The sequence below is a fragment of the Curtobacterium sp. UNCCL17 genome, from assembly GCF_000686685.1.
Classification (GTDB): Bacteria; Actinomycetota; Actinomycetes; order Actinomycetales; family Microbacteriaceae; genus Curtobacterium; species Curtobacterium flaccumfaciens.
Window position 1 is genome coordinate 66,087 of record NZ_KK366002.1, and the last position, 24,199, is coordinate 90,285.

General features: G+C 70.5%; 25 protein-coding genes and 1 tRNA gene. 9 read left to right on the forward strand and 17 right to left on the reverse strand.

The annotated features are described in order from the left end of the window. Positions 1–40 precede the first annotated feature (40 nt). The 6 genes from BR70_RS21100 to BR70_RS0114130 form a co-directional block, all read right to left on the reverse strand. A complete protein-coding gene (locus BR70_RS21100) occupies positions 41–745 on the reverse strand; it encodes an AIM24 family protein (protein ID WP_035809222.1) in 705 nt (234 codons plus the stop codon). Then, positions 745–1,608, reverse strand: coding sequence for a CPBP family intramembrane glutamic endopeptidase (locus tag BR70_RS22505; protein ID WP_027466589.1), 864 nt, complete (start codon positions 1,606–1,608; stop codon positions 745–747). Before BR70_RS22505 ends, BR70_RS21100 begins: the two co-directional genes overlap by 1 nt. Continuing rightward, complete coding sequence (locus BR70_RS0114115; protein WP_027466590.1) at positions 1,605–2,501, reverse strand: CPBP family intramembrane glutamic endopeptidase; 897 nt, start codon at positions 2,499–2,501, stop codon at positions 1,605–1,607. The genes BR70_RS22505 and BR70_RS0114115 overlap by 4 nt, the downstream gene beginning before the upstream one ends. Positions 2,502–2,673: 172 nt before the next feature. Further along, entirely contained in the window at positions 2,674–3,168 is a 495-nt protein-coding gene (locus BR70_RS0114120; RefSeq protein WP_027466591.1) for an HNH endonuclease, read from the reverse strand. A 352-nt stretch (positions 3,169–3,520) separates the two neighbouring features. Next, a complete protein-coding gene (locus tag BR70_RS23865) occupies positions 3,521–4,507 on the reverse strand; it encodes a C40 family peptidase (RefSeq protein WP_176709426.1) in 987 nt (328 codons plus the stop codon). A gap of 227 nt (positions 4,508–4,734) precedes the next feature. Next, positions 4,735–5,430 carry an iron-dependent transcriptional repressor DtxR gene (locus BR70_RS0114130; RefSeq protein ID WP_027466592.1) on the reverse strand — a complete coding sequence of 232 codons (696 nt, stop codon included), beginning with the start codon at positions 5,428–5,430 and terminating at the stop codon, positions 4,735–4,737. A gap of 184 nt (positions 5,431–5,614) precedes the next feature. Between BR70_RS0114130 and serC the strand changes: the two genes are divergently transcribed. After that, positions 5,615–6,730, forward strand: coding sequence for a phosphoserine transaminase (serC, locus tag BR70_RS0114135; protein ID WP_027466593.1), 1,116 nt, complete (start codon positions 5,615–5,617; stop codon positions 6,728–6,730). 82 nt (positions 6,731–6,812) lie between these two features. Here the strand turns inward: serC and BR70_RS22905 are convergent, their stop codons facing one another. Both BR70_RS22905 and BR70_RS0114145 read right to left on the reverse strand, forming a co-directional pair. Continuing rightward, positions 6,813–7,685, reverse strand: a complete 873-nt coding sequence (locus tag BR70_RS22905; RefSeq protein ID WP_081827405.1) for a DUF3027 domain-containing protein — start codon at positions 7,683–7,685, stop codon at positions 6,813–6,815. A 4-nt stretch (positions 7,686–7,689) separates the two neighbouring features. After that, positions 7,690–8,067: a cold-shock protein gene (locus BR70_RS0114145; RefSeq protein ID WP_017888041.1), complete on the reverse strand. Its 378-nt coding sequence runs from the start codon at positions 8,065–8,067 to the stop codon at positions 7,690–7,692. Positions 8,068–8,122: 55 nt separating this feature from the next. On the opposite strand from BR70_RS0114145, the gene BR70_RS21120 reads away from it, so the two are divergent. The 5 genes from BR70_RS21120 (at position 8,123) to BR70_RS0114170 (ending at position 14,471) form a co-directional block, all read left to right on the forward strand. Further along, positions 8,123–8,422, forward strand: coding sequence for a hypothetical protein (locus BR70_RS21120; protein WP_071244038.1), 300 nt, complete (start codon positions 8,123–8,125; stop codon positions 8,420–8,422). A 28-nt stretch (positions 8,423–8,450) separates the two neighbouring features. Beyond that, positions 8,451–10,217: a helicase-associated domain-containing protein gene (locus tag BR70_RS22510; protein WP_051596970.1), complete on the forward strand. Its 1,767-nt coding sequence runs from the start codon at positions 8,451–8,453 to the stop codon at positions 10,215–10,217. Positions 10,218–10,265: 48 nt separating this feature from the next. Continuing rightward, positions 10,266–11,963, forward strand: coding sequence for a DNA repair helicase XPB (locus BR70_RS0114160; protein WP_027466594.1), 1,698 nt, complete (start codon positions 10,266–10,268; stop codon positions 11,961–11,963). A 51-nt stretch (positions 11,964–12,014) separates the two neighbouring features. Further along, positions 12,015–12,710 (forward strand): response regulator transcription factor, encoded by a 696-nt coding sequence (locus tag BR70_RS0114165; protein WP_017888045.1) that lies wholly within the window; start codon positions 12,015–12,017, stop codon positions 12,708–12,710. Between the two features lie 66 nt (positions 12,711–12,776). Beyond that, entirely contained in the window at positions 12,777–14,471 is a 1,695-nt protein-coding gene (locus BR70_RS0114170) for a sensor histidine kinase (protein ID WP_027466595.1), read from the forward strand. A gap of 202 nt (positions 14,472–14,673) precedes the next feature. Here the strand turns inward: BR70_RS0114170 and BR70_RS21130 are convergent, their stop codons facing one another. The 7 genes from BR70_RS21130 to BR70_RS0114210 all read right to left on the reverse strand — a co-directional run bounded on the left by BR70_RS21130 (position 14,674) and on the right by BR70_RS0114210 (position 20,705). Further along, positions 14,674–15,570: a hypothetical protein gene (locus BR70_RS21130; protein WP_051596971.1), complete on the reverse strand. Its 897-nt coding sequence runs from the start codon at positions 15,568–15,570 to the stop codon at positions 14,674–14,676. A gap of 340 nt (positions 15,571–15,910) precedes the next feature. Beyond that, positions 15,911–17,533 (reverse strand): chaperonin GroEL, encoded by a 1,623-nt coding sequence (gene groL, locus BR70_RS0114185; RefSeq protein WP_017888048.1) that lies wholly within the window; start codon positions 17,531–17,533, stop codon positions 15,911–15,913. 257 nt (positions 17,534–17,790) lie between these two features. Next, a complete protein-coding gene (locus BR70_RS0114190; RefSeq protein WP_017888049.1) occupies positions 17,791–17,994 on the reverse strand; it encodes a cold-shock protein in 204 nt (67 codons plus the stop codon). Between the two features lie 180 nt (positions 17,995–18,174). Beyond that, positions 18,175–18,780 (reverse strand): LytR C-terminal domain-containing protein, encoded by a 606-nt coding sequence (locus BR70_RS0114195; RefSeq protein ID WP_027466596.1) that lies wholly within the window; start codon positions 18,778–18,780, stop codon positions 18,175–18,177. Next, entirely contained in the window at positions 18,777–19,133 is a 357-nt protein-coding gene (locus tag BR70_RS21135; protein ID WP_051597083.1) for a DUF3263 domain-containing protein, read from the reverse strand. The genes BR70_RS0114195 and BR70_RS21135 overlap by 4 nt, the downstream gene beginning before the upstream one ends. A gap of 97 nt (positions 19,134–19,230) precedes the next feature. Further along, positions 19,231–20,232 (reverse strand): DUF2332 family protein, encoded by a 1,002-nt coding sequence (locus tag BR70_RS0114205; RefSeq protein ID WP_027466597.1) that lies wholly within the window; start codon positions 20,230–20,232, stop codon positions 19,231–19,233. Then, positions 20,232–20,705 carry a GNAT family N-acetyltransferase gene (locus tag BR70_RS0114210; RefSeq protein ID WP_035809228.1) on the reverse strand — a complete coding sequence of 158 codons (474 nt, stop codon included), beginning with the start codon at positions 20,703–20,705 and terminating at the stop codon, positions 20,232–20,234. The genes BR70_RS0114205 and BR70_RS0114210 overlap by 1 nt, the downstream gene beginning before the upstream one ends. Positions 20,706–20,770: 65 nt before the next feature. On the opposite strand from BR70_RS0114210, the gene msrB reads away from it, so the two are divergent. After that, entirely contained in the window at positions 20,771–21,178 is a 408-nt protein-coding gene (gene msrB / locus BR70_RS0114215; protein ID WP_027466599.1) for a peptide-methionine (R)-S-oxide reductase MsrB, read from the forward strand. Positions 21,179–21,215: 37 nt separating this feature from the next. Then, positions 21,216–21,291 (forward strand) — tRNA-Thr (locus tag BR70_RS0114220). Positions 21,292–21,522: 231 nt separating this feature from the next. On the opposite strand, the gene BR70_RS0114225 is transcribed toward BR70_RS0114220, so the two are convergent. Together BR70_RS0114225 and BR70_RS0114230 are read right to left on the reverse strand one after the other, a co-directional pair. After that, positions 21,523–22,554 carry an aldo/keto reductase gene (locus BR70_RS0114225; RefSeq protein WP_027466600.1) on the reverse strand — a complete coding sequence of 344 codons (1,032 nt, stop codon included), beginning with the start codon at positions 22,552–22,554 and terminating at the stop codon, positions 21,523–21,525. A gap of 53 nt (positions 22,555–22,607) precedes the next feature. Continuing rightward, on the reverse strand, positions 22,608–23,393 hold the full coding sequence (locus tag BR70_RS0114230; RefSeq protein ID WP_027466601.1) for an alpha/beta fold hydrolase: 786 nt from the start codon (positions 23,391–23,393) through the stop codon (positions 22,608–22,610). Between BR70_RS0114230 and BR70_RS0114235 the strand changes: the two genes are divergently transcribed. Continuing rightward, positions 23,392–24,195 carry an NAD(P)H-hydrate epimerase gene (locus tag BR70_RS0114235; protein WP_027466602.1) on the forward strand — a complete coding sequence of 268 codons (804 nt, stop codon included), beginning with the start codon at positions 23,392–23,394 and terminating at the stop codon, positions 24,193–24,195. The genes BR70_RS0114230 and BR70_RS0114235 overlap by 2 nt on opposite strands. The last annotated feature ends 4 nt before the right edge of the window (positions 24,196–24,199 follow it).

Genomic DNA, 24,199 nt, shown 5'->3' on the forward strand with positions numbered 1-24,199 from the left:
GAGCGTGACCTCGTCGAGGTCCCGTGCCTGGCGACGCCCGTCAGTCGCGGTCGCTGCCCTGCGGCTTCGGCAGGTACGGCTGGATGGCCGCCGCGAGGGCCGCGGGAGTCATCGACTGCAGCCACATCGTGCCCGGCCCGTGCACCTCGGCGAGGAACATCGAGTCGCCGAAGACCTTGTTCTTGATGCCCTTCACCGTGGCGAACTCGACGGGCATCCCGGCGCGGTACATCGCCAGGTGCCCCGGGTGGATCAGCAGCGACTCCCCCGCCGCGAGCTTCACCTCGGTGAGTGCCCCAGCGAGCTGCACCCAGGCGGTCCCGGTCCCGCTCAGCTTCTGGAACACGACACCGGCACCGCCGAAGATGCCGGCGCCGAGCCGCTTCTGCAGCCCCACCGACACGTCCACGCCGAGGGTGCTGGCGGTGTACGAGCCGTTCTGCACCATGTAGGTGTCGTCCGGGTCGACGGTGATCTCCCGGATCGTGCCGGGCAGTTGCGCGGCGATGCTGAGCTGCCCACCGATTGGTGGCGCCGTGTACCGGGTGAGGAACAGCTGCCCACCGCCGAGCACCCGCTTCAACCCGTTCAGGAAGCCGCCTCCGCCAGCGTGCGTGGTCGAGGTGTCCATCTCGAACCCCGTGGTGAGCCAGGCGATGTCGCCGCCCTCGGCGATGACCTGCTCGCCGGCGTCGAGGGTGATGTGCAGGACGGGCATCGTCGTTCCGGAGATCTCGCTGTGCATCAGTCATTCATCCCTCGTGTCGCGGGTCCGTCGGTCTCGCCGCCGCCGGTGGTTGTGTGGCGTTCCCGGCGGCTGCGGAGTGTCTCGCGCGCCACGCTGATCGCGATCGCGACCGAGAGTGCGATCAGGATGATCTCGATGACTCCGGTGGTTGCCGGGGGCTCGGCGCCCTCGTGGTTGCGGCCCGCCGTCTGCAGGAACAGCGCGGCGTCGTTGAGCCCGTGCAGGAGCATCGGCACCCACAGCTTCCCGGTGGCGCGGCGGGCCGCGTAGAAGAGCGCTCCGTCCATGCTGAGGAACGCAACCTGGAACAGGACCAGGCCGAGCGGGAGTCCGGCGATCACGAAGCCGACCACGTGGGCGAGGCCGAACATCACCGAGGAGACGATGAGGACGACGAACTCGGAGTGGTGTGCCCGGAGCGCGGTGACGAGGATCCCGCGGAAGAACAGCTCCTCGCCGACGCCGACGCCGAGCGCACCGATGAGCACGACGACGATGATCCCGGCCGACGCCTCGGACCACGGCACGAGGCTGAACAGGATGGCCGTGCCGGTCAGCGACAGAGCCGGCGCTGCAAGCCACCACCAGCGCCGGGGTTGCCCGACGGCGACGGAGCGCTCGTGCCAGATGTCGTTCCACCAACCCGACCGCCGAGCGAAGAACACTCCGGCGACGACCATGATGCCGACCGGGACCCAGGTGCCGACGAGCCAGTCCGCGATCGGGTGGTGCTCCCCGTCGACGACGGCGCTGAGCAGGTTCCCCACCCCGGCGGCCATGAGGACGTAGACCACACAGGCGACGAGGGCGATCCAGAACAGCCGCGGGACCTCGCGACGCCCATCGATCGGGGCGGTCATGCGGCCACTCCCTGCTGGTCGGTCTCGGTCGAGGCCCCGGTCTCGGGGCTGCTGGCACGGCCCTTGATGAAGAAGAGCACCAGGAGTGCGAGCACCGGGTAGGCGAAGTTGAAGATCCCCGCGAAACCGATCAGCCCGGCGTCACCGGCGGCTGCAGCGGTGGTGTCGATGCCACCGGTCGCCAGGATCGTGGTCGGGTCGGTCGCCGCGTGCAGGAGCATCGCGGGGACGATGCTGCCCGTGACCCGCATCGACAGGTAGAACATCATGCCGGCGCCGAACGTGTACACGACCGTGACGGCCACCGTGACGAGCGGTGTCCCTCCGATGGCGTTCGAGGCGTGCATCAACCCGAACAGCAGCGACGACAGCAGCGCGACGGTGCGTTCGGTGTGGTGCCCGCGTCGGAGGAGGTTCACGGCGACGCCACGGGCGATGAGCTCCTCGGCGAACCCGATGCAGAGACCGAGGAAGAGCACCGCGAAGACCACGGAGACCGAGTACGACGACCAGTTCGTCGCGACGAGCCGGATCACGATCGGGACGAGCAGCAGGACGACGGCGATCCACATCCACCCGCGTCCGGGCAGTGGCTGGCGACCGAAGACCTCGCGTCCCCATCCGAGCGTGCGGACGAAGACCAGGGTGAGCAGCCCCATCACGATGATCGGCAGGGCGACGCCCACGATGACCCCGCGGGGTGTGGCGAACACCTCGTCCGCGGTGATGCCGCTGGCGAGGGTGTGGGCGTTCAGCCAGCCGAGCCCCTCGTAGACCGCCAGGTAGAGGACGACGGCCAGCACCGCGCGCCACCAGCCGCCGCGGTTCCAGAACCGCTGCCACGGGTTCCGACCGGCTGCCGTGTCGGTCGAGCGCTCTGTTCCTGCGGCCATGCTGTCCTCGCGGGTCTCGGTCGTCGGGGCACGTGGTGACTCGTCCTCACGTCAGCGTAGTGCGAACTCGGATCGCTCCGAGCGCCGTGAACGCGCGACGGGACGGACTGGAGGCCCGTGGCCGTGCCCGCCACGGGCCTCCAGTCCGACACGCGGCGCGCCGCGGCGGCCGCTACGCGGCCACGAGGTACTCGTCCCACTCCGCCTGCGGACGCTCGATGCCGCGCACGACCCACGAGGACCCGTGCGGCACCTTCGGCGGGAACCGGAGGCGCCACCCCATCTCCTGCGGGGTGCGGTCGCCCTTGGTGTTGTTGCAGGCCAGGCAGCAGGCGACGAGGTTCTCCCACGAGTCCTGCCCACCGCGCGACCGCGGCTGCACGTGGTCGATCGTGGTGGCGTGGCGGCCGCAGTAGGCACAGTGGTTGCCGTCCCGACGCAGCACACCGCGACGGGACACCGGCACGAGCCTGGAGTGCGGGATGCGCACGTAGCGGGTGAGGATGATGACGGACGGACGGTCGTAGCTCGACGTCGACCCGGTGACCGGGTGTTCGACGTCGGCGGCGACGATGGCGGCCTTCTGGTTCATGACCAGCACGAGGGCTCGTCGGAACGAGATCACCGCGAGGGGCTCGTAACCGGCGTTGAGGACGAGAGTGCGCATGGGTTCCCTTCCGACGTGCCTGGACGGCTTCCAGGCGCTGCGGGTGCGTCGGACCGACGACGCGAACAGGTGAGGACGACCTGTTCACACCCCTGGAACCACGAAGAGCACCACCCGGATGGGCAGTGCTCTCGTCATGCAGGGGCGTGCTCGTGCACGCAGGCTGTGCTCGACCATATGTCGACGCGCGCGCGCCGACCCATGGTGCGGGTCGTGCGGAACATCGACATGAGGGTCTCCTGTTCGCGCCGGTGCGGACCGGTGCAGCGTCAGGTTAACCCAGAAACCGGCCCGGCACGAGAGTGCGCGGGCCGGTTCCGGTGAAGTTCACACGCCGGAGGGGCAGTGGTCGCTAGATCCCGAAACGGACGATGTGGTAGTCGCTGGTCCAGATCGGGCGGATCTGCACGGTGCCGCCGGGCTTCGGGGCGTCCATGATCATGCCGTTCCCCATGTAGAAGCCGTCGTGCGCCTCGTTGTTGAAGATGACGACGTCACCGGGCTGGGCCTCGGACTCGGGGATCGTGGTGCCGGCCTGGTCCTGCAGCGGCACCGAGTGCGCGAGGTTGATGCCGTACTGGGCGTACACGAACATGATGAAGCCCGAGCAGTCGAAGCCCGACGGGTCCGCGCCACCGAAGACGTAGGGGGTGCCGATGTACTGCTTGCCCGTGGCGACCACGGCCGGCAGCGAGAACGGGGTGTCGGCGGCGGACGAGCTGGCCGCGTACTCGGCGGCCGTCGGTCCGGTGTACGAGGAGTACTGCTTCGCCGTCGCGGCCCGGGCGGACTGGGTCTGCTCGGCCTGCTCGGCGGCTTCCTTCGCTGCGGCGGCCTGGTCGGCGGCGGCCTGCTTGGCGGCCTTCTCGGCGTCGAGCGTCGCGGTGGAGGTCGCGCCGAAGCCGTCACGGCTCGTGTCGGCGAGCGCCACGGCGTCGGAGACCGACAGTTCCTGGCTCTGCGTGGCACGGACCTGACGCTGGGCATCCGCGGCGGCGGTCGAGTTGCTCGAGGTCGTCGCGGCGAAGGCCGGGGCGACCGCGACCGTGCCGAACATGCCGGCGGCCACGGTGAGGACGACCGGCGCGAGGAACTTGCGCTTGCGCGACGACGAGCTGGCCTTCGCGGTGCTCGCGGCTGCGGCGGCCTGCGCGGCACGACGACCACCGGGCAGCGGGGCGGAGCGCACCGGCACGACCTTGCGGACCGGGCGGCCCTCGGTCTCGCGCACGGCCCGCCGGGTGAGCGGGGCGGTGGTGGCGTTCTCGGTGTTCGTCGGGTTCGCGGGCGTCTGGTCGTCCGCGGCGGTACCGGTCTGCGTCAAGAGGTGGGTCTCCAACGTCTCGTCATCACGCCGCCGTGGGTGTCCGGCGGTGTGCAACCCCATCCGTTCGTCATCGTTTCCGATCGAGGCAGGAGACGGGTTCGAGACGTCCTGCCACGGGTCTCCGGCTCAGGGGCAGCGCGGCGACTCGGACGAGTGTACGGAGGCGTCGTTACCGTGTCGAGACCAAACGCCCCGGAGGTAACGAAACGGTAAAGACTCTCAGGGAGGAACAGGAACGGTCAGTCCCGCTCGATGTAGACGTGCTGCGCGACCTCGATGGGCAGCTCGATGCCCGAGTCCTCGCCCTCGACGCGGACCGCGACGTAGGCGCCCGCACGCTGCACGCTCGCCATGCGCCCGGGCATGACCCCGGCGGTGCGGAGCTGGTGCAGGAGCTCCGGTTCGAACTGCACGGGCTCGCCCAGGCGTCGGACGACCCCGGTCGTGACGGCGTCGGTGCCCTCGGTCGCGGCGACGATGTTCTGGACACCGTCGAGGAACCCGGCGGCCGCGGGGCCACCGATCTCGGCCAGTCCGGGGATCGGGTTGCCGTACGGCGACTCCGTCGGGTTGCCGAGCATCTCGAGCAGGCGGACCTCGACCTGCTCGCTCATGACGTGCTCCCACCGGCAGGCCTCGTCGTGCACGAAGGCCCAGTCGAGTCCGATGACGTCGGCCAGCAGTCGTTCGGCCAGACGGTGCTTGCGCATCACGTGGGTGGCACGGGAACGACCTTCGTCGGTGAGCTCCAGGTGGCGGTCACCGGAGACGACGACCAGGCCGTCGCGCTCCATGCGGGCGATGGTCTGCGAGACCGTCGGGCCCGAGTGTCCGAGGCGCTCGGAGATGCGCGCGCGCAGCGGCACGATCGCCTCTTCCTCGAGGTCGAGGATGGTGCGAAGGTACATCTCCGTGGTGTCGACGAGATCGGTCACGGTCCGCCTCTCATGTCTGGGCCCAGCGCCGACCACACTACTTGTTCGCACCGACGAACACCGACCGGCGCCCGGGTGCACGTGAGAAAGGGTCATCCGACGCGGTGGACGAGCGGGTCGAACCCTCCCCGTCCGGCCGGTACACGGGCTCGGGCAGGCGGATCGTCGTCGGTAGGATCGGTGCATGGCAGACATCGTCATCCCGGCCGAACTCCTCCCCACCGACGGTCGCTTCGGCTGCGGTCCGTCGAAGATCCGCGGCGCCCAGCTCGAGTCCCTCGTGACGCGCGGTGCCACGATCCTCGGCACCTCGCACCGCCAGAAGCCCGTGAAGGACCTGGTCGGCAGCGTCCGCTCCGGCCTCGCCGACCTGTTCCAGATCCCCGAGGGCTACGAGGTCGTCCTCGGCAACGGCGGCTCGACCGCGTTCTGGGACGCCGCCGCGTTCGGCCTCATCGAGCGCCGGGCCGAGAACCTGTCCTTCGGCGAGTTCGGGTCGAAGTTCGCCAAGGCCGCAGCGGCCCCGTGGCTCGAGGCTCCGCACGTCGTCGAGGCACCGGGTGGCTCCCTCGCCGCACTCGAATCGGTCGAGGGCGTGGACGTCTACGCCTACCCGCACAACGAGACCTCGACGGGCGTCATGGCTCCGGTCGTCCGCGCGACCGGTGACGCCGGCGCCCTCACCGTCGTCGACGCGACCAGCGCCGCCGGTGGCGCCCTGTTCGACGTCAGCGCCACCGACGTCTACTACTTCGCCCCGCAGAAGAACTTCGCCTCGGACGGCGGCCTGTGGCTCGCGCTGCTCTCCCCCGCCGCGATCGAGCGGATCGAGCGGATCGCCGCCTCCGACCGGTACATCCCGGAGTTCCTGTCGCTCAAGAACGCCGTCGACAACTCGCGCCTGAACCAGACCCTGAACACCCCGGCGATCTCCACGCTGCTGCTCCTCGACGAGCAGGTGCGGTGGATGAACGAGTCCGGTGGCCTGGCGTGGGCGGACCTCCGCACGAAGACCTCGTCGTCGACGATCTACGACTGGGCCGAGGCCAGCGCCTGGGCGACCCCGTTCGTCACCGACCCCGCCGCTCGCTCCCAGGTCGTCGCCACGATCGACCTCGACGACTCGATCGACGCCAAGGCCGTGGCCGCGACCCTGCGCGCGAACGGCATCGTCGACACCGAGCCGTACCGGAAGCTCGGCCGCAACCAGCTGCGCGTCGCGACGTTCACCGCGATCGACCCGGACGACGTCGCGAAGCTCGTGCGCGCGATCGACTTCACGATCGACGCCCTGCGCTGACGTCGGGGACACCCGCCAGAACGAGGACGGGCCCGGCACCACCGGATCGGTGGTGCCGGGCCCGTTCGTCGGTCCGGGTGGGTCAGGCGCGGTGGAAGCCCGGGTCGGCCTCGCCGGCGTCGAGCTGGTCGACCTCGAGATCGGCGTCGGGCTCGAACGGCTGCACGCGGCGGGCACGGCGGCGACGGGGCGGTTGCGGGGCCTCGTCCTCGGCAGCCGAGCTGGCGGAGGTGTCGGTGTCGCTGTCGCTCACATCGGCGAGCGCATCGACGTCCACACCCTCGATGTCATCGTCGTCCGATTCGTCGAGGTCGTCCTCGTCGGCGTCGAACTCGTCGTCATCGTCATCGTCGTCGTCCGACTCGTCGTCGTCCTCGTCGTCATCCGAGCCGTCGTAGTCGTCGTCCTCGTCCGAGTCCTCGTCGTCCGACTCGTCGTCGTCTTCGTCGTCGTCGGACTCGTCGTCGTAGTCCTCGTCGTCGGAGTCCTCGTCCGACGCGTCCTCGGCGCCGTCCTCGCCCTCGTGCTCCTGCGCGGCCCGGTACTCGGCCAGTCGCTCGGACCACGGCACCCACTCGGGCGCGACGAGCGAGCCGTCCCCGGGCATCAGCTCGACCTCGAGCACGGTCGGTTCGTCGTCGCCGACCTTGGCGACGCTGACGGTCCACCGCCACCCGGGGTAGCCGGGCAGCCGGTTGGCGAACAGGACGGACACGACGCCGTCCCCTTCGTCCACGGTGCCGACGGGTGCACCGACGGTCGACTCCGGGGTGACCTCGAGCAACGCCTCGCGCGCCAGGTCGGTGTAGTTGATGGACGCTGCGTCGATGGGCGCTGCGTCGATGGGCGCTGCGTCGATGGACGCTGCGTCGATGGGCGCTGCGTCGATGGGCGCTGCGTCGGTCGACGCTGCGTCGGGAGCCGTCTCGGCCCCTGCTGTCTCGGACTCGGTCATGGGGTCACGCCTCCAACTGGTCTGCGACGTGCCGCAGGATGGCGGCGATGCGATCGCCGTTCTTCGGGTAGCGGCCGTGGCGGAGGTCTCCGCTGATCCGGTCGAGTTCCTTCACCAGGTCCTCGACGATCACGGCCATGTCGTCCGCGGAGCGACGGGTCATCCGCGACAGCGACGGCTGGGGCTCGAGCAGCCGCACGGACAACGCCTGCGACCCCTTCTTGCCCTGGACGACGCCGTACTCCAGCCGCGTGCCGGCCTTGACGGTCACGACGCCGTCGGGCAGCGAGGACGCGTGCAGGAACACCTGGTCGCCGTCGTCTCCGGTGATGAAGCCGAAGCCCTTGTCGTCGTCGTAGAACTTGACCTTGCCGGTGGGCATGCGTGGACTCCTCGAGGTCGTGGTACGGCCGTGGTGCGTCGGATATCCTGGGTCGATGGCCAAGCCGACCCGATCAACCGGGAACCCGCAGGACTCCGCAGAACCCCCGGTGACGTTCAATCGTACCGAACGCGCTCTGGCGTTCATGATCGGTGGGATCATCATCCTCGGCTTGCTCTGCTTCGTCGCGATGATCATCATGTGGCTCACCGCACCGGCTGCCCAGGGTGCGATGCCGTGGCCGGTGGTCATGGCGATCCCGCTCTTCGGCTTCCCGATCGCCATGGTGCTGGTCTTCACGCTCCTCGGCATCACCTGGACACGTCGCGCACGAGCGAACCGGACGGCTCGCTGACGTCCGCCCCGGACGCTGGCACCGGACGATGACGACCACCGCCGACCTCGCCGCCCGACTCCGGGCGATGCCGGACGATGCGCTCGAGCGCCTCGTCACGGCGAGGCGACTCCCCACCGCTGCACTCGCCGAGACGGGCCCGCAGCGCATCACCGACTTCTTCGACCTCGCCGAGGCGCTCCGCAGCGACGACGCCGTGGACGCCGCCGTCGAGCACCTTCCGCGCGCGACGATCCTCGCGCTGCGTGACGGCGGAGCCGTCGACGCGCTCGGCCCCGCGATCGAGCTCGGCCTCGCCGACGAGGACGGCGCGGTCGACGACGCGGTCGCCGCACGCGTGGCCGCCCACCCCGACCTCACCTCGCTCGACGAGCAGCCTGGAGGCCCGGAGCAGGTCCGCCCCGCTGCTCCCGCCCTCGACGCCGCGGCGCTCGAGCGTGCGCGCACCACCGGCGCGGAGCAGGCGTTCGCGACGATGACCGTGCTCGCCGAACTGCTGCGGGCGGTCGACGCCGGCGCGGTCCGCGAACTCGTCAAGGGCGGGATCGGCATGCCGCTCGCCCGCACCCTCGCCGAGCGCATCGGCACCGACGCCGAACTCGTCGCGGGTCGCCTGGCGCTGCTCGACGGCATCGGGTTCGCCGACCCCGACACCGGACGCTGGATCGTCACCGACGCCGGGCACGCCTGGTTGCTCGCCGGGTGGCCGGAGCGCTGGGTGTCGCTGGTGGCCGCGTGGTCGGACACGCTCCCGCCCGCCGTGCACCAGGTGCTCGACCTGGCCGACGGGGACCTGCGCGACCTCGTGCCGCTCGGGCGCTGGGCGTACCCGGCGGGGTCCCGCTGGCTCGATGCCCTGCTGCTCGACGTCGCCGGCACCGCGGCGTCGCTCGGCCTGGCGGTCGACGGCATCGTGACGAGCACCGGCCGGGCGCTCCTCGACGGCGACGCCGAGCAGGCCGCCGACGACCTGCCGGGCACCGTCGAGCGGGTCTACCTGCAGCACGACCTCACCGTCATCGCACCGGGGCCGCTCGCGCCGGTGGACGACGACGCCCTGCGCACCGTCGCCGTGCTCGAGGCACCGGGCCTCGCGGCGCGCTACCGCATCTCCGAGGACACCCTGCGCGCGGCGTTCCGGGCCGGACACTCCCGCGACGACCTGCTGTCCCTGCTCGGACGGCTGTCGGCCACCGGGATCCCGCAGCCCCTCGCCTACCTGATCGACCAGGTGGCCGGACGCGACGGCAGCATCGTCGTCGACCGGGGGCCGGGTGGCGTCGGGACCGAGGTCCGCGGCACCGCCGACCAGCTCGACCTCGTCGGGGTGGACGCCGAGCTCCGGCAGCTCGCGTGGGAGCGGCCCGACCTGACGACGCTGACCACGCGCTACCCGCCGCACGTCGTGCACACCGCGCTCGAGGACCAGCGCTACCCGGCCGTCCTGACGACCGCAGCCCGCCCCGAAGCGCACCACGGGCCTCCCGGCCGGCGCAGCCCCACCGGACGCTCGCCGGAACAGTCGGCGCACGCACTCGTCGAACGGCTCCGTCTGACGACGCAGCGCGGCGACGCGGAGCCGGAGCAGGAGTGGCTCGGTCGGCAGATCGACCTGGCCGTGCGCGGTCGCACGCCGATCCGTGTGACCGTCCGGATGCCGGACGGCTCGGAGCGGCCGTTCTCGATCGTGCCGACCTCGGTCGCGGCCGGACGCGTCCGCGGGCGGGACACGGCCGTCGACGTCGAGCGGACCCTGCCACTGTCGCTCGTCGTGTCGGTCGAGAGCGACGCCTGAGCCGCGCGGTCACCCGCACGCAGGTGCCGACGGCTAGGCTGGCAGGTCATGAACGGACCGCTGATCGTGCAGAGCGACCGCACCGTGCTCCTCGAGGTCGCGCACCCCGATGCCGAGGACGCACGCCACGAGCTCGCGGCCTTCGCCGAGCTCGAACGCGCTCCCGAGCACGTGCACACCTACCGGATCACCCGCCTCGGACTCTGGAACGCGCGCGCCGCGGGCCACGACGCCGAGGCGATGATCGACACCCTGGAACGCTTCGCGAAGTTCCCCGTGCCGCAGAGCGTCACGGTCGACATCCGCGACACGGTCTCGCGCTACGGACGGCTCGTGATCCGTCGCGAGGAACGACCCGATGCACCCGTGATCGCGAACTCCCCCACCGAGGAACTCGAGCGGCTACCGCTCCTGCTCCTCACCGCCGAGGACCCGTCGGTGCTGGCTGAGGTCATCCGGTCGAAGCGCATCAAGCCGTTGCTCGGTGACATGCGGTCCTCGACCGAGGTCGAGCTGCAGCCGTGGGCGCGGGGACAGATCAAGCAGGAGCTCGTGAAGCTCGGCTGGCCGGCGGAGGACCTGGCGGGCTACACCCCTGGCCAACCCCACCCGATCGACCTGGACACGGCCGAGTGGCACATGCGGCCGTACCAGGAGCAGGCCGTCGACACGTTCTTCGCCCAGGGCTCCGGGGTCGTCGTGCTGCCCTGTGGTGCGGGCAAGACGCTCGTCGGCGCGGGCGCGATGGCGACCGTCAAGGCGACCACGCTCATCCTCGTGACGAACACCGTCTCGGCGCGGCAGTGGCGCACCGAGCTCCTCAAGCGCACGACCCTGACGCCGGAGGACATCGGCGAGTACTCGGGCAGTGTCAAGGAGATCCGGCCGGTCACGATCGCGACCTACCAGATCCTCACCGCCCGCCGGAAGGGCGAGTACACGCACCTGTCGCTCCTCGACGCCCTCGACTGGGGCCTCATCGTCTACGACGAGGTGCACCTGCTGCCGGCGCCGGTGTTCAAGCTGACCGCCGACCTGCAGGCACGCCGCCGCCTGGGCCTCACCGCGACGCTCGTGCGCGAGGACGGCCGCGAGGGCGACGTCTTCTCGCTCATCGGGCCGAAGCGGTACGACGCCCCGTGGAAGGAGATCGAGGCGCAGGGCTACATCTCGCCGGCCTCCTGCTACGAGGTCCGCATCGACCTGCCGCACCAGGACCGCCTGGAGTACGCGGCGTCGAGCGACGACGAGCGCTACCGGCTCGCCGCGACGTCCCCGGCCAAGACCCCGGTGGTGCGGGAACTCATCGAGAAGCACCGTGGTGAGCAGATCCTGGTGATCGGGCAGTACATCGACCAGCTCGACGAACTGGCTGCGTCGCTCGACGCCGCGGAGATCACGGGGGCGACCCCGGTCGACGAACGGGAGCGGCTGTACGACGCGTTCCGGTCCGGCGAGGTCGACGTGCTCGTCGTCTCGAAGGTCGCCAACTTCTCGATCGACCTGCCCGACGCGACCGTCGCCATCCAGGTCTCCGGCTCGTTCGGGTCCCGGCAGGAAGAGGCGCAGCGGCTCGGCCGGCTCCTCCGCCCGAACAAGGACGGCCTGCCCGCGTCGTTCTACACGCTCGTGGCCCGGGACACCGTCGACCAGGACTTCGCGCAGAACCGGCAGCGCTTCCTGGCGGAGCAGGGCTACTCGTACACGATCCTGGATGCCGACCAGGTCCAGACGCCCGTGGGCTGACGTACGAACCGCTCTCAGGAAACCCCGAGGGAACAGTCAGAAGATAAGACCATGAGCGATGGCCCCAAGATCCTGATCGTCGACGACGAGCCGAACATCCGCGACCTCCTGACGACCTCGTTGCGCTTCGCCGGTTTCGCCGTGCGTGCGGTGGGCAACGGAGCACAGGCGATCTCCGCCGTGCTGGAAGAAGAGCCGGACCTCATCATCCTCGACGTGATGCTGCCCGACATGAACGGCTTCGGCGTGACCAAGCGCCTGCGTTCCTCGGGCTACACGTCGCCGATCCTGTTCCTCACGGCGAAGGACGACACCGAGGACAAGATCACCGGCCTCACCGTCGGCGGCGACGACTACGTCACCAAGCCGTTCTCGCTCGACGAGATCGTCGCCCGCATCAAGGCCATCCTCCGTCGCACCATGAACGACGAGGAAGACGCGATCATCCGCGCCGGCGAGCTCACGATGGACCAGGACACGCACGAGGTCACGATCGGCGACGCGCAGATCGAGCTCTCGCCCACCGAGTTCAAGCTGCTCCGTTACCTGATGCTCAACCCGAACCGCGTGTTGTCGAAGGCGCAGATCCTCGACCACGTGTGGGAGTACGACTTCAACGGCGACGCGGGCATCGTCGAGAGCTACATCTCGTACCTGCGCCGCAAGCTCGACCAGTACTCCGCCGAGCCGATCATCCAGACCAAGCGCGGCTTCGGGTACATGCTGAAGGCGTCCAAGGCCTCGTAGCACCATCACCTCTTCACGGCGGTCGTCCGGTTTCACCGGGCGGCCGCTGTCTATCGTTGGGGCAGCATGCACACGCGAATGAACCACTGGTGGGACGGGATCTCCCTGCGCACCAAGATCACCGGGATCACGGTGCTGCTCGTCGCGCTCGGATTGCTCGTCGCCGGACTCGGCACGATGACGGTGCTGTCCACCTACCTCATGCAGCAGCTCGACAACACGGTCAAGCAGACGACCGAGCAGCTCGAGGGTCAGAACATCAGTGACGGCGAGCAGTACTGCAAGCTGTCCGTCGTGGTGTCGCAGAGCGCCTACGTCGCCGCGTACGACGCCGACGGTGACCGGATCTGCCAGACGAAGGCGTCGAGTCGACCCGACGTCCGTGAAGCCACCCTGGTCGAGGCCTCGCAGTCGAACCAGCGCATCTCGCTGTACGACAGCCAGCACAACCACGAGTGGCGTGCCCAGATCATCCCGGCGTCGCTGCAGAACCAGTCCGACGGCACCACCGAGACCGGCTACGTGCTCATCGCCGTCTCCAGTGCCGGCACCGACGAGACGATCGGCAAGTTCACCGCGATCTTCCTCGGGTTCGGGGCCTCGGTCATCCTGCTCGGCGCCATGCTCACCCGGCTGCTCGTCACCGCGACCTTCGACCCGCTGCGCGACGTCGAGGACACCGCTGCACGGTTCGCCGCGGGTGACTTCAACCAGCGCCTCGAGGCCGACACCCCGAACACCGAGGTCGGCCGCCTCAACCGCTCCCTCAACGTCATGCTCGAACGGATCGACTCCGCGTTCGAGGACCGCGAGCGCACCATCGCCCAGATGCGCCGGTTCGTCGGGGATGCCTCGCACGAGCTCCGCACGCCGCTGGTGTCCCTGCGCGGGTACGCCGAGCTGTACCGGATGGGGGCCCTGCGCAAGGAAGAGGACGTCGCCCAGGCGATGGAGCGCATCGAGAAGGAAGCGCAGCGGATGGGCCTGCTCGTGCAGGACCTGCTGCAGCTCGCCCGCATCGACGAGTCGAAGCCGCTCGAGCTCGGCCCGGTCGACCTCGTCGCCATCGCCCGTGACTCGGCGCTCGACACGATGGCCTCCAACCCCGACCGCGAGATCCAGGTCCTCGTCGAGGACTCCCTGACCGGCGAGAGCGTGCCCCAGGCCGTCCGTCCGTCGGCGTCGTCGTCCATCGGCTCTCCGGACTCCGGCGAAGCACCGCCCGTGTCGCCAACCTCGGCGAACACCACCGGGCCGATCGCGTTCTCGCGCCAGACCATCGCCCGACTCCGGGCCCGTCGCACCCGCGCCATGAACATCAACGCCGGTGCCGCGCCGACCGACGAGACCACCCCGCTGCCCACGGTCGTGCTGCCGAAGCGCCCGCCGATCGTCCTGGCGGAGGAGAACAAGATCCGCCAGATCGTCACGAACCTGATGGGCAACGCCATGCGGTTCACGGCGAACGACGACCCGATCGAGATCGGCATCGGCGTGGACGACGAGCGCGGCATGGCACACCTCGACGTGATCGACCACGGTGAGGGCATCCCGCCGCAGCTGCGCGAGAAGATCTTCCAGCGCTTCTGGCGTGCGGACACCTCCCGCGCCCGGGACACCGGCGGCTCGGGCCTCGGGCTCGCCATCGTGTCCGGCATCGTCGCGGCGCACAACGGCTCGGTCGAGGTATTCGACACCGAGGGCGGCGGCGCCACCTTCCGCGTCTGGCTCCCCCTGCTCCCCCGCGACTTCTCCGCCTGACCCACGCGGGGCGCGCGGCCCGGGCGGCCTTGCCGTCCCGCGTGCGTCCCGAGCGGTCACAACACCCCGTCCGACGCCGCCGAGTGGTCACGATCTGTCGTCTGCGCGCCCGCTGACCGACAGTTCGTGACCGACCGGCGCACAGCCGACGACATGTCGTGACCGCCCAGCGACCAGAACTTCGGCGTGGCGATCACGGCCGTCACGCTGACCGCCGACGACGTCCGACCGCTCGGACCTCGAACGCTTGGCGGAGTCGCTCGAACACCACCGCGGGTCGGTGTGCGTCCGACGCCGTCGCGTGGATCACGAGCCAGTCGTTCACCACGAACCCGTTGTCCCGTCGTTGATCGTGTCGGAAGGTGTCGCGCTCGCGGTGGTGATCGCCGTCGTACTCCAACGCGATGCCGAACTCCGACCACGCCATGTCGACGCGGCCGAGGAACCGACCCGCACCATCGTGCACGTCGACGTTCAGCTCCGGCTCGGGGAACCCCGCTTCGACCACTGCCAGACGGAGCCAGGTCTCCTGCGGCGACTCCACCCCGGCCCGGACGAGGTCCAGCGCGCGCCGAGCAGCGAGCGCGAAGCGTGTGCCGGGGCGGATCGACGCACGGAGGTCGTCCGCCGTCGCCAGCCCGGCTGGTCCGACGAGGTGGTCCCCGATTGCGACCAGCGCGTCCCGATCGACCACGCCGGCGCACTCGAACCACATCTGCGCGGGGACACTGACCGGGAACCCGCGGTGTTCGACGGTCCTCGGCCGGTCCAGCCGGTGCGCGACCACGCCGGGCCGACGCATCCGGCACCCGTCCCTCGCGGTCGAGACGTGCACCGGGCCGACCGAGCGCACCGACTGCGGCAGTGGCGCACCCCAGATCGCGGCGGCCGTCGTGTGGCTGAAGAACTGGTCGGGACGCATGACCAGGGTGACGGCGCCGATGAAGTCCACCGAGTCGATCGGAGCACGCACACCGTGGACCGGGGCTGCCAGGTCGGTGCGCCGGAGTCGTTCCGGATCGATGCCGTGACCGACCGCATCTGCCACGCGGAAGGTGGTGCGGTCGAACGGAGCAGGGAGGCGACGGGCAGCTGACATGCCGTCATGGTCGTTGCGGGGCACGTGGGCCGGCCACGGTCACTCGCAACCTGTGGAGAACGAGGTGAGCCGGGCCTCCTGTGTGGGAGAGACGACCCGCGGACACGCGCAGGCCGCACGCACGAGCCGGTCACGACTCCCCGCTCCCGCGCCGCCGGACGGTCACGATGTGTCGACTGGAACGGGCCGAGCCGACGGTTCGTGACCGCTCGGCGGACCTGAGCGGGGTGTTGTGACCGCCCGCCCGGGCCCCGCCACCGCACACGCGGAAGGCCCCCGCCCCCACACACACGGAAGGGCCCCACACGCGCAGCGTGCGGGGCCCTTCCGTCAGACGGACTTAGAAGTCCATGCCACCCGTCGGGTCGCCAGCCGGAGCGGCAGGGGTGCGCTCGGGCTTCTCGGCGACGACGACCTCGGTGGTCAGGAACAGACCGGCGATCGACGCAGCGTTCTGCAGCGCCGAACGCGTGACCTTGGCGGGGTCGATGATGCCGGCAGCGATCAGGTCGACGTACTCGCCGGTCGCGGCGTTGAGGCCCCAACCCGACTCGAGCTCGCGGACCTTGGCGGCGACGACACCCGGCTCGAGACCGGCGTTCAGCGCGATCTGCTTGAGCGGCGCGTCGATGGCCACGCGGACGATGTTCGCACCGGTCGCCTCGTCACCCTCGAGCTCGAGGGCCTCGAGTGCGACGGCACCGGCCTGGATGAGGGCGACGCCACCACCGGCGACGATGCCCTCTTCGACGGCAGCCTTCGCGTTGCGGACGGCGTCCTCGATGCGGTGCTTGCGCTCCTTGAGCTCGACCTCGGTCGCGGCACCCGCCTTGATGACGGCGACGCCACCGGCGAGCTTCGCGAGGCGCTCCTGGAGCTTCTCGCGGTCGTAGTCGGAGTCGGTCGCCTCGATCTCGGCACGGATCTGGCGGACACGGCCGGCGATCTGCTCGGCGTCGCCGGCACCCTCGACGATCGTGGTCTCGTCCTTGGTGATGACGACCTTGCGGGCACGACCGAGCAGGTCGAGCGTCGCGTTCTCGAGCTTGAGGCCGACCTCTTCCGAGATGACCTGGCCGCCGGTGAGGATCGCGATGTCCTGCAGCATGGCCTTGCGGCGGTCGCCGAAGCCCGGGGCCTTGACGGCGACGGACTTGAAGATGCCGCGGATCTTGTTCACGACGAGCGTGGCCAGGGCCTCGCCGTCGACGTCCTCGGCGATGATCAGGAGCTGCTTGCCCGCCTGGATCACCTTGTCGACGACCGGCAGGAGGTCCTTGATGTTCGAGATCTTCGAGTTGACGATCAGGATGTAGGCGTCCTCGAAGACGGCTTCCTGACGCTCGGGGTCGGTGACGAAGTACTGCGACAGGTAGCCCTTGTCGAAGCGCATGCCCTCGGTGAGCTCGAGCTCGGTGCCGAAGGTGTTCGACTCCTCGACGGTGACGACGCCTTCCTTGCCGACCTTGTCGATGGCCTCGGCGATGAGCGCGCCGATGGTCGGGTCAGCGGCCGAGATCGACGCGGTCGCGGCGATCTGGTCCTTGGTCTCGATGTCCTTCGCGTTGGCGAGGAGCTGGTCGGAGACGGCGGCGACGGCCTTCTCGATGCCGCGCTTGAGCGACACGGGGTCGGCACCGGCGGCGACGTTGCGGAGGCCTTCGCGGACGAGCGCCTGGGCGAGGACGGTCGCGGTGGTCGTTCCGTCACCGGCGACGTCGTCGGTCTTCTTGGCGACCTCCTTGACGAGCTCCGCACCGATCTTCTCGTACGGGTCGTCGAGCTCGATCTCCTTGGCGATGGAGACACCGTCGTTCGTGATCGTGGGGGCGCCCCACTTCTTCTCGAGGACGACGTTGCGGCCGCGCGGGCCGAGCGTCACCTTCACGGCGTCGGCCAGCTGGTTCAGGCCGCGCTCGAGGCCACGGCGGGCCTCCTCGTCGAAAGCAATGATCTTAGCCATGTGGTTTTTCGTCCCTCCCGGACGTCGTCTTGGGGGTCGTGCTGGCACTCAGCGTGAGCGAGTGCCAACGCCGATTCTGGCACTCGCCGGGTGTGAGTGCAACACAGTCGGGAGGCTCGTGACGACTTCCCAGGACACGTCGCGTCCGGCGGACCCCGCACCACCACCGCGGTCACGCTCCCGGCACCGGTCACCGTCCCCGCACACGACGAACGCGCCGCCCCTGACGGGACGGCGCGTTCTGGAAGTGGTCGTGCTCAGGCGGGGCGGACGGACTCTGCCTGCGGGCCCTTCGACCCGGTGCCGACGTCGAACACGACGGCCTGGCCCTCCTCGAGGACCTTGTAACCCGACATGTCGATGGCCGAGTAGTGCACGAACACGTCCTGGCCCCCTCCATCCACGGTGATGAAGCCGAAGCCCTTTTCAGCGTTGAACCACTTCACGGTTCCGTTGGCCATGATCTCTTGCTCCCTGGTACTGCAGTGCGGAACGACGTGATCGTCGTCTGCATGGGACTCTGACCGAACCGGTCCGATCAGGCAAGAGGTGTGACGTTGTTTCACGTCGATTCCGTCAGAAATCAACGTGCCCGAAACACAGCCGTCACACAATGCGCGAATAACGCGGTGGAACCGGGATCAGCCGGTGTAGTCGGCGCCGAGGACGACGCTCACGTCGGCGTTCGGGAACGCCGCGGACTGCTGCACGGCCGTGACGCCGAGCTGCTTCGCGATGCCCTGCGCGACCGCCGCCTGCGACGCCTGCTGGTAGTAGACGATCGTCGACGTGGAGCCCGTCGTGCCGGCGTCTCCGGTGGAGGCGACCTGCCAGCCGGCGCCGGTCAGCGCCGCACTCGCCCGGCTGGCGAGGCCCGTGGTGGTCGTGCCGTTCAGCACGACGACGGTGGTGGTGCCCTGCTGTGCCGGCGTCGCGGCCGCGGCGCTGCCCGCCCCGGCCGAACCGGACCCGGCGGACGAGGACGCGGACGGCTTCGACGTCGCCGAGGGCTTCGCCGTCGCGGACGTCGACGTGGACGTGGAGGGCGAATCGGATCCGTTGAAGGAGTAGCTGCCGTTCAGCACCGCGAGGGCGAGCACCGCGACGCCGACGAGCACGCCGGTGGCGAGCGCCGCCCAGGCGAAGACGATCCAGCCACGCCCGCGACGCTGTGCCCCGCGGTGCGCACCGACCCGCGGGCCGTCGGCGACGTCGTCGAACCGGTCTCGGGGGAATCTCGTGCTCATCGTTCCTCTTCACGTCCTTCGGGAGCTGCACCGGGCGCGACGAAGCTGCGCGTCGCCCGGGCGCTGGTGCGCGCGTGACGGAGCCGCTGCAGCCGGGTCACGAGCTGCGGGTCGTACGCGAGTGCCGCGGGTGAGTCGATCACGCGGTTCAGCACCTGGTAGTAGCGCGCCGCCGACATCTCGAACTCCACCCGGATCTCCGCTTCCTTCGTGCGGTCGTGCCGTGCCCGGTCCTGCTCGAACGACAGCACGTGCTTCGCGAGCTCACTGAGCTGGTCAGCACCGAGCTGGTCGGCACCGAGCTGATCAGCGCTGCGCTGGTCGACGCTGCGTTCGTCGGTGGGGCTGGTCACGGCGGTTCCGATCACGTATCGGGTAACGGGTCTCGCACATCGTAGGGGTGGAGTCGATCCGGACCCTGGTACGGCGCTGGACTGTCGCGAACACCGGTCACAGGTTCGGCGCACGGAACCAGCGCACACGCGTGCCGAACGGGTCGGAGACGGCGACCGCGACGCCGTCGAGCGAGACCGTCGCGAAGGCGTCAGGGTCGGCCGCGTCGACGTCGTCGGGCAGCGTCGCCGCCACCCCGCGCAGGATCCCGGTGCGTTCGAGGGCGATCCAGTGCACGCCCCGCGCACGGATCCGGTCCACGAACCGCTGCCGGTCCGCACCCGGCACGTAGACCAGGGTCCCGGTGGTCAGGACGACCGGTTCGACGTCGTCCGGCAGGGCGTCCAGTGCACGGTCGAGGTCGCCGGGCACGGCGCCGACGAGCCGGTCTGGAGGCACGGTGAGCGTCGCGCGCGCAGCCTGACGCATCAGGGCGGTCCGGTCCGACGCCTCGGGCGGGACGGCCTCGACCAGCCGGTCGAACGCACCGGGGACCGACAGGTCGATCGGGTTCGGGTCGAGCGCCACCCGGGCGCCGACCCTGATCGGGACGGTCGCGGGTGTGGGAACGGCCCCGGAGGTGTTCGCCACCAGCCGGACCGAGGGATCGGCGACCGCCGTGTGCATCCGGAGGACCGCGGCCCCGGAACCGACCCGGTAGTCCAGGGTCACCCGGTCCGGGATCGAGCACAGCCCGGCGGCGGCACCGGCGTCGACCAGGCCGAGCGGACGCGCGGACCCTTCGGCGAGCGCCGCGAACAGCGGGATGACCGGTGCGAGCCGTTGCGGGTCGTTGGCCTGCACCGTGGCGGAGGCGAGGGCCGTGATCAGCGCGGGGCGGGCCTCCAGGCCGAGCGCGCGCAGCGCACCAGGGTCCGACGGGTCCGCGCCCAGCCGCCGCGCGACCGCGAAGAACAGTTCCGGCTGCCGCTGCTGCTCGGGGACCTCGGCGAGGAGCGCGACGAGGGAGTCGTCGAGCGACCGTGCCCAGGCGGCGTACGCCGGCGAGACGGCCTGGACGCGGTCGGCGTAGGCGTCGTACCGGGCGCGGGTGTCCATCAGCGCCCGGGCCGGTGCATGCCGACGTGGCGGATGCCGGCCTCGTCGTACGGTTCCCCGAACCGCACGAAGCCGTACCGCTCGTACAGGGCGGCGACGTACTCCTGGGCGTGCAGGACGAACGGGTCGTGCCCGTGTTCGTCGAGGACGGCGGCGACGAGCCGGCCGGCGATCCCCTGCCCACGGTGTCCGGGGTCGGTCGCGACCCGGCCGATCACCCACGCCGGTGGCTCCGCGCCGTCGGGGTGGACCTCGTCGGCCGCCGGACGGATGAGCCGCAGGTACCCAACCGCATCGGTGTCCGTGCCGAACCACCAGTGCTCGGTGTCGGGCTCGCGGTCACGGCCGTCGAAGTCCTCGGCGGTGACCCGCTGCTCGAGCGCGAACACGCGGTTGCGCACGACGACGATGCCGTACAGTTCGTCCGTCGTCAGACGGGTCCAGCGGGCGTGGTGCACGGAATGCTCGGACATCGTGGCGAGTTTAGTGAAGTGGTCGGGAGTGCCCGGAAGAGCCCGGCCGGAAGCAGGAGGAACCAATGGCATACAACGTCGACAAGTCCGACGCCCAGTGGCGCGAGGAGCTCTCCCCGGACCAGTACGCCGTCCTCCGCCAGGCGGGGACCGAACGACCGTGGACGGGTGAACTCCTCGACGAGGAGCGCGCCGGCGTCTACACCTGTGCGGCCTGCAACGCGGAGCTGTTCAAGAGCGGCACGAAGTTCGACTCCGGCTGCGGCTGGCCGTCGTTCTACGAGTCGGTGAACCCGGACGCCGTGCAGCTCATCGAGGACAACTCCCTCGGCATGGCCCGCACCGAGGTCCGGTGCGCGAACTGCGGTTCGCACCTGGGCCACGTGTTCCCGGACGGGTTCGGCACCCCCACGGGTGACCGGTACTGCATGAACTCGATCTCGCTGAACTTCTCGGAGAAGTCGGGCGAGTGAGCCCCGGACGCCCTCACCGGTAGGATGAGCGGCGTCAGCCGGCATGGCGCAATTGGTAGCGCACCGTACTTGTAATACGGGGGTTGCGGGTTCAAGTCCCGCTGCCGGCCCCAGACGAAGCGATGCCCCGGGCGAAGTCTCGCCCGGGGCATCGGCACACGGAACGCGGATCAGGGGGCGTTCCGGGCGCTGGACGCGGTAACCAGCCGGTCGTGCGACGAGGATGACACCTCACCGACCCGCACGTCCACACCCGGACCCCACATCCGCGGAAATCCGCACGATGTGCACGAACGCGCAGCGGTCCTGTCCGCTCAGCGTCCGCCAGCTCAGCGTCCGCCAGCTCAGCGCCCGCCGGTGATCTTCCGCTCCCGCTGCGCGACGCCGGCCGTGCCGTAGGGGTAGTCGTCGATGCGGGGAGCGCTGGCGTCGGTCAGCCGGTCGAGCTCGCCGTCGGTGAGCACCAGGTCCGCGGCACCGAGGTTGTCCTCGAGCTGCGACAGGGTGCGGACGCCCAGGATCACGCTCGTGACCGCGGGCCGGGCCAGCAGCCAGGCGAGTGCGACCTGCGACTTCGAGGCGTCGTGGGCGTCGGCCACCTCGGAGACGGCGTCGAGCACCTCCCACGTGCGCTCGTCACCGTTGCGGGCTTCCCACGCCTCCATGCCGCGCTGCGGGTTCTCGCCCAGGCGGGTGGCGCCGGTCGGGGCCTCGTCGCGCTGGTACTTGCCGGAGAGCCAGCCGCCGGCCAGCGGCGACCAGGGCAGCAGGCCGATGCCGGCGTCGAGGCAGGCGGGCACGACCTCGTGCTCGATGTCGCGGACGAGCAGGTTGTACTGCGGCTGCAGGGTGACGGGCGGTGCCCAGCCGTGGGCCTTCGCCTCGTAGACGGCCTTGGTGACCTGGTAGCCGAGGTAGTTCGAGAACCCGTAGGAGCCGATCTTGCCGGCGGACACGGCGTCGTCGAGGAACCGCAGGGTCTCGTCGATGGGGGTCAGGGCGTCCCACGCGTGCATCTGGTACAGGTCGATGTGGTCGACGCCGAGCCGCTCGAGCGAGGCGTCGAGGGCCACGCGCAGGTGTCGTCGGGACAGGCCGAGGTCGTTCGGGCCGTCGCCCTGCGGGAACCGGCCCTTGGTGGCGAGGACGACCTGCGCGGCCTCGGTGGGGTGTGCTGCGAGCCAGCGGCCGATGATCCGCTCGGACTCGTTGCCGGAGTAGACGTCCGCCGTGTCGACGAGCGTGCCACCGGCGGCCACGAAGGCGTCGAGGATGGCGTGTGAGGTGGGTTCGTCGGCTTCGCTGCCGAACGTCATGGTGCCGAGGGTCAGCGTCGACACCGATGTCCCGCTGTTGCCGAGGAGTCTGTAGTCCATGGCGGGGACGGTACGCCCGGTGCCGTCCGACCGAGGGGACCCACGAGTACCCCTCAGCGCGGGGCGGACAGGAAGCGCAGCGCCGCTTCGCGGAACGGCCGCGAGGTCGGGGCGTTGAAGTGGTTGCGCCCCGGGATCTCGAAGAAGGTGGCGTCCGGCGCGGCCTCGGCGAGCCGGACCGCGCTGTCGCGGATGCCGTCCTCGCTGCCCGCGGCGATCAGGAGCGGCTGCGCCGGGGCGTTCTCCGGGGTCGGCTCGATGCTGTTCCGCATCCCCTCGACCATGGCCACGAGCGCGCCGAGGTCGTTGCCCTCGACGTTGCCCGCCATCGTCAGGTAGCCGTTGGTGACGCGGTCCTTGATCGGGGTGCCGTCGGCGATGTACGCCTTCGCCTGGTCGACGCGGACGCGACGCATCGGGTCGGCGTCCGGGATCCCGCCGAACACCGCGCGCGAGATCCGGCCCGGCAGCCGCTCGGCGGTGTGCCAGCCGACCCGTGCGCCGAGCGAGTAGCCGAGGAACGCGACGTCGTCGAGCAGGTACGTGTCGATGACCGTGGTGACGTCGGCGACGAGCAGGTCCATCGAGTAGGCACCCGGGTCGTGCGGCTTCGCGCTCGCGCCGTGCCCGCGCTGGTCGAGCGCCAGGACCCGGTACCCGGCACGGACCAGGTGCCGCGTCCAGCCCGAGGCGTGCCAGTTGAGCACCGCACCGGACGCGAAGCCGTGCACCGCGATGACGGCCGGGGCGTCGGGGTCGCCGAAGTCGTAGGTCGCGAGTCGCAGCCCGTCGGGCGACATCACGAACCGGGGGCGGGGCGCTTCGGGGACGAGTGACATGTCCTCTCAAGCGTATCGGGGCAGTGTGGTGGCCATGGACGGCTACGGCGGCGATCAGATCCGGGCGGCGGAGCGCCCCCACCTCGACGCGGGGGAACCCCTGATGCAGCGCGCCGCCGACGGGCTCGCGCGCATCGTCGGCGACCTGCTGGACGACCCGGCCGTGCGGCCGGTCGACGGGCCGGGATCCGTCCTCGTGCTCGCCGGCAGCGGCGACAACGGCGGTGACGCCCTGTTCGCGGGCGCTCGCCTGGCAGCGGCCGGGAGGCACGTGGCGGTCCTGCGCGTCGGCTCCCGTGTCCACGAGGCCGGCTTGGCAGCGGCGCTGGACGCCGGCGCCCGTCTGCTCGACGGCCCGTCCGGCGCCTCGGGACCGAAGGCGGGCGGAGCGGCCGACATCCTGCGAGCCGCCGGCCGGAGCGACGGCGAACACCTGGCGGACGTCGCGACCGAGGCGGCGCTCGAGGCCGACCTGGTGCTCGACGGCATCCTCGGCATCGGAGCACGGGGCGCGAACGCGCTGCGGTCCCCCGCACGCGAGGTCGTGGACGCCATCCGTGAGCTCGCCCGCGACCAGCGTGCGCCGTTCGTCGTCGCGGTGGACGTGCCGAGCGGCATCGACGTGGACACCGGCGGGGTCGCGGACGACCACGTCCTGCACGCCGACGTCACCGTCACCTTCGGCGGTGTGAAGGCCGGCCTGCTGACCGGACCCGCTGCCACCCTCGCCGGGCGGATCGAACTCGTCGACGTCGGGATCGGCGCGGACCTGGCGACGACGGAGCCGCTGATCCGCACCTGACCCC